The organism is Desulfonatronospira sp. (assembly GCA_003563255.1).
Lineage (GTDB): Bacteria > Desulfobacterota > Desulfovibrionia > Desulfovibrionales > Desulfonatronovibrionaceae > Desulfonatronospira.
In genome coordinates this window covers 1-4,403 of record PWSL01000216.1, presented here as the reverse complement: position 1 = coordinate 4,403, position 4,403 = coordinate 1, and the positions used below count along the sequence as shown (strand labels likewise).

Sequence of the window (4,403 nt, the reverse complement as noted above, 5' to 3'; positions counted from 1 at the left end):
TTTGGCCTGGCTTCCGCCTGTCACGCCTGTGGCGTGATTTAATTGCTCGCAGAGCAAGCCCGAAGGGCATTAAACTGGGAGCCAGGACAAAAATGGTTTTCTCTTAATCCATCTCTTAATCTATGCCTGCTACGCGTCTTTGGCGTGGTTAATCCTGTCAAAAAAGCTCCTTTCTTTATTGGGTTGCGGGCATAGCCCGCCTTGGGTATCTATTTAGCGCTTTGCATGTGGCATGGCTTCCTGCCCGGAGGCATACAGCCCCCATGCCACATCCAAAGCGCTAAACAGATACATAGAGGATTACCGGGAATTTTGCGCTGAGCGAGGTGAAAATCCTGAGAAGCCTTATTCTGGAAAATTTTTGATCCGAATTGGGCCTGAACTTCATAAGAACCTTGCGATACAAGCTCGAAAAAATAGCACCAGTCTCAACGCCTGGGTAACTGAGGCACTTAGCAAAGCAGTAAAAGACAGCCCTCTACATTAAACTTTACTTGGATTGCCGGTAAAGCCCGAATCACATACATGGAAAACCAATGCTTAATCATAGTTTTGTACACATTCCCACCATTGGACTGCTTACTGAGAAAAAGATCTGGACGTCCGGCATCAGGACCATGGAGGAATTCATCCAGTCTCCTCCTGCATTTTTAAAGCCTGCCCGGCAGCAGACAGTTGGCAGGCATATTCAGCTGTCCATAGATAAAATGCAAAATGGCGAGGCAAAATATTTCTGCGACAATCTGCCAACTAAAGAGCAGTGGCGGCTGTTCCGGGAGTATCAGGATTCAACAGCGTATATCGACATAGAAACCACCGGCATTGGTGATTATGGGGATATTATCACCACCATTGCCCTGTATGACGGCAAAGAAATCAAGCACTACATCAACGGTAAAAACCTGGATGAGTTCAGGCATGACATCATGGAATACAAGGTCATTGTGACCTATAACGGCAAGACATTTGATATCCCATTCATTGAGAAATATCTGGGAATAAGTCTTGAGCACGCTCATCTTGACTTAAGGTACATCCTGAAGGGGCTTGGCTATTCCGGTGGTCTCAAGTCCTGTGAGCAGCAACTGGGTATAGGCCGGACAGGATTTCTCCAAGAAATGGACGGATATTTTGCCGTGCTTTTATGGTATGATTACAAGAAAAAGCGCCAGGTAAAGTCTCTGGAAACTCTTCTTGCCTACAATGTTCAGGATGTCCTTAGCTTAGAGCATCTGATGATTGCTGCCTATAATCAGAAAATCGGCGGCATACCCCTGAAAATTAAACCACTTAAGCCAGGTTCACCACCAGCCAACCCTTTTGTACCGGACCTGCCCACCATTAACAGAATAAGAAAGGAATTCTTGTTATTCTGATTTGTCGTAACAGTTTAGCCGTAACCATTCAGGGGGTGCCAGCAATCGCCACCGGGAATAGGCTTGAGGCGTACTCCCCAGCCGTGAGCGGCAGAGCCGCCCGTGTGCAACGAAGTTGCCCGTGCCAAAAAAATCTTCTTAGGCCCGGGAAGCCTTCAGGCTTCACACGGGTGCTCCGCACACACGGTTTTGATGAATATAGATCCCCACAGGGCATTACCCGCCTGGCAGACAGGCAAATTGGCATATCTCCCCCCCTGAAGGTTTACGTTTAGCCCATTTTAAGCAAAGGGACAGGCACTCCAGGACCTAACCAGCGAGTAACTCACACCCGTCAAAACCTGGATTCCGGCTCCCGGTTCAAGCCCGGGACAAGCTGCTTCGCCGGAATGTTGAACTGATGCCTGTTTATCATCTTTAATCCTGCCAACAAGCTCGTCCCACATGGGATGGGGGAATTGTTCCTCTCCGGAAGAACTGCTTTCAGGACAGACCAGAAGAAGAGTGTTTTCGGCCAGCATAAGCGGGCGCTGCCAGCGCCGGGCGATATGTTCTGCCTGCTTACCCGGATCAGGCAGGACAACCCCTGCCTGGGACAGGGCGTCTTTTTCAGTCATGGAAAAGGGATCCTGGTAGACTGATGGCACACAGTCCTGGTATAAGGACCACCAGACCACATTCTTTGCACTGCCTGCCAGGCATTCCGGACTGCTGACATACGCAAGCCCTGCCTGAGCAGGAAAAGCGGTATCTGAGAGCTTTCCTGGTTCAGATCATGGATCATTCGCTTTATCTGTGGGGCTGTGAAAGACTGCAAGCCTGAAAGGACTTTATTGAAATTCAAGAAAGCATGAAAGAATCGCTGTACATTGTCAAGGATATTTGCCATGTTTTGGCTGTTCACAATCTCAAACCCAAAAAGAGGCTACCAATGAGCAAGTGTAAAATCAAGGTTTCCGTGAGACTGGTTGAGTGCTCTGAGGAAACGGACGATAACCCCATTGAGCTGGAGGACGGATGTTATCAATATACTATAGACGGTGACGCCGGTGAAAGTATAGACAACTGTGAAATTGCTGTATTGAATAAGGCGCACCCGGCGATAAGAGACGCAATCGCGCGACATATGGAAAAGGTGTCAAAAAAAAAGCCCTGACCGTCAGCAGGGCTGACCAGGTCTTTATAAACGAACGTCCATATCTTGTTGACGGAGCCGCACGGGAAAGTCCCAAAGTTACGAGGCATGACCGCAAATATGTGCATGACACCTTATGTCATATTGGATTCAAAGGTCATAAATGCGTATTAGGCGCTTGGCCCAAATTTCAAAAATAGCGCTAAACAGATACATACCGGGAGAACCGTCCCCGTGCCTTAAGCAGATGGCTGAACTGTTACTCACAACCTTAAAAAAACAAGACAGACAACATCGTTAACATAGCCATCTTTGACCTTGTATTCACGATAACCTTCACTGACCTGACACCCAACCGCGTAAGTATTCCCCTGCAGTACTGTACTTCCTGAATACTGTCTGCCTTTTGCCATGCTGAAAAAATGATCCTCCAGAGGAATTTTATCTCCGGGACTGAATTGAGAACATGTGGATGAGATGACCATTTTGTTGCGATTTGAGAAAAGAGCAAAGCTGTTTGTCAAGACCTCGCCGGATTTATCTCTGGGAAGGGTATCTTCCAACATGGACTTAAACTGTGGTTCAGAATCAAATACAATCTGTATGACACCCACTGGTCTGCTCAGGTCATCAGGATGCCTTACTGCTGTTGAATAAATATATGTCCGGCGCCCGCCATAAAGCTCGGAAGGGTTAAATTCAGAAACACAATATTCCTTGCTGCTTTTAAGTCCCAGGGCTGCAGTCACCAGCTGATGATCAAGATATTTCCCAACAAATTCCTGCCCTCGTGGCAGTTCCTGATTGACACGACGTTCTTCAAGCTCTTCAGGAGGATTGGATACTGCAGTAATTTTACCTTTGGTGTCAGCCAGGACCAGACGCAGGTACGGTGTATAGAGGTTGTTAATATATTGCAGATTTCTCGTCAGTTTATGCAGATCATCACGGTCAAGGCTTTTGCGTTCTTCCAGTAAAGCCAGAAGGCTGCGAAACATTGGTGTCAAAGCCCACCAGCAGACATCATTGGCCCGTTCATAAAGATTTCGATCAGCAATATTGTTGGCCTGAAAAGCTCTGAATGAAAGTTCGGTGAAGAGCGTGGAAACAATCTTTTCCTGCATGCTCTGAATGGATGCTGAAAAAATATCATTTATTTCATCACCAATTTCACCCACAAAACGAAGTACTTCCACAAAACCGTCAGCCTGAAACCTTGCCGCCTTGACCTGACCGTTCATACCGTCATTTTTCATGTCGTCGAGAACTTCTCGAGCCTCATGCTTAATCTTTGTCAATCCAAGCGCGAACTGGTCCAGTCTGGATACAATGGATTCATGCTCCTGTTTATCATCTTTTTTTTCATTGAACGCCTTGTCCAGAGCAATCATGGCATGGCCATACCAGGGCAGTCCGAAAAATCCCTGGTACCCATCAGTAACAACGGTAGTGCTTAAAAATGGACTACCCTGATAGCTTACCACCTTAAAATCCTCATCCAGAACCCGCTGTACCCTGTTTCCAACTGACACGAGATCCTGATTGCTTGAAGCTATCACCACATTCTGTTCATCAATTATACATAAAAGAGGTTTGTCAGCACGGTCATGCCCCAGAAGATCAATAAAAATTCCATCCATTTCTTCCTCAAAATTAAAGCACAGGCAAAGCACTCCCAAAGCCTCTTTTGTTGATGGGTGTTCGATTTTCTGGGCATAAATCAACACATTATCTCTTTTGGGAAAAAGATCACAAGGTCTGAAAACTTCTACATATTTATCCGGAATCCTGTCATCCTGCAGATCTACGGCTAAAGCCTGTCCTACAATCGCGTCTCTCGAGTATTCAACTTGCTCATTTTCATCAAACCGTGCCATGATTCTGCCATGAAC

Annotated in this window: 5 protein-coding genes; 3 read left to right on the top strand and 2 right to left on the bottom strand. The window is 46.6% G+C overall.

All coding sequences use genetic code 11. From position 1 onward, the window contains the following. The first annotated feature begins 232 nt into the window (after nucleotides 1-232). Entirely contained in the window at nucleotides 233-487 is a 255-nt protein-coding gene (locus QZP87_RS15540; protein ID WP_363330993.1) for a type II toxin-antitoxin system HicB family antitoxin, read from the top strand. Between the two features lie 49 nt (nucleotides 488-536). Then, nucleotides 537-1,376 carry a ribonuclease H-like domain-containing protein gene (locus tag QZP87_RS06405; protein WP_291322096.1) on the top strand — a complete coding sequence of 280 codons (840 nt, stop codon included), beginning with the start codon at nucleotides 537-539 and terminating at the stop codon, nucleotides 1,374-1,376. Nucleotides 1,377-1,657: 281 nt separating this feature from the next. Here the strand turns inward: QZP87_RS06405 and QZP87_RS06400 are convergent, their stop codons facing one another. Further along, nucleotides 1,658-1,993 (bottom strand): hypothetical protein, encoded by a 336-nt coding sequence (locus tag QZP87_RS06400; protein WP_291322095.1) that lies wholly within the window; start codon nucleotides 1,991-1,993, stop codon nucleotides 1,658-1,660. Nucleotides 1,994-2,307: 314 nt separating this feature from the next. Between QZP87_RS06400 and QZP87_RS06395 the strand changes: the two genes are divergently transcribed. Further along, nucleotides 2,308-2,532, top strand: coding sequence for a hypothetical protein (locus QZP87_RS06395; RefSeq protein ID WP_291322094.1), 225 nt, complete (start codon nucleotides 2,308-2,310; stop codon nucleotides 2,530-2,532). A gap of 242 nt (nucleotides 2,533-2,774) precedes the next feature. Here QZP87_RS06395 and QZP87_RS06390 read toward each other — a convergent pair. Next, a partial coding sequence (locus tag QZP87_RS06390) for a hypothetical protein (RefSeq protein WP_291322093.1) occupies nucleotides 2,775-4,403 on the bottom strand: 1,629 nt, incomplete at its 5' end.

Bases quoted from the DNA above. Each gene is read 5' to 3' on its own strand.
- QZP87_RS15540 (WP_363330993.1), top strand. From the start codon at position 233: ATGGCTTCCTGCCCGGAGGCATACAGCCCCCATGCCACATCCAAAGCG.
- QZP87_RS06405 (WP_291322096.1), top strand. From the start codon at position 537: ATGCTTAATCATAGTTTTGTACACATTCCCACCATTGGACTGCTTACT.
- QZP87_RS06400 (WP_291322095.1), bottom strand. From the start codon at position 1,993: ATGACTGAAAAAGACGCCCTGTCCCAGGCAGGGGTTGTCCTGCCTGAT.
- QZP87_RS06395 (WP_291322094.1), top strand. From the start codon at position 2,308: ATGAGCAAGTGTAAAATCAAGGTTTCCGTGAGACTGGTTGAGTGCTCT.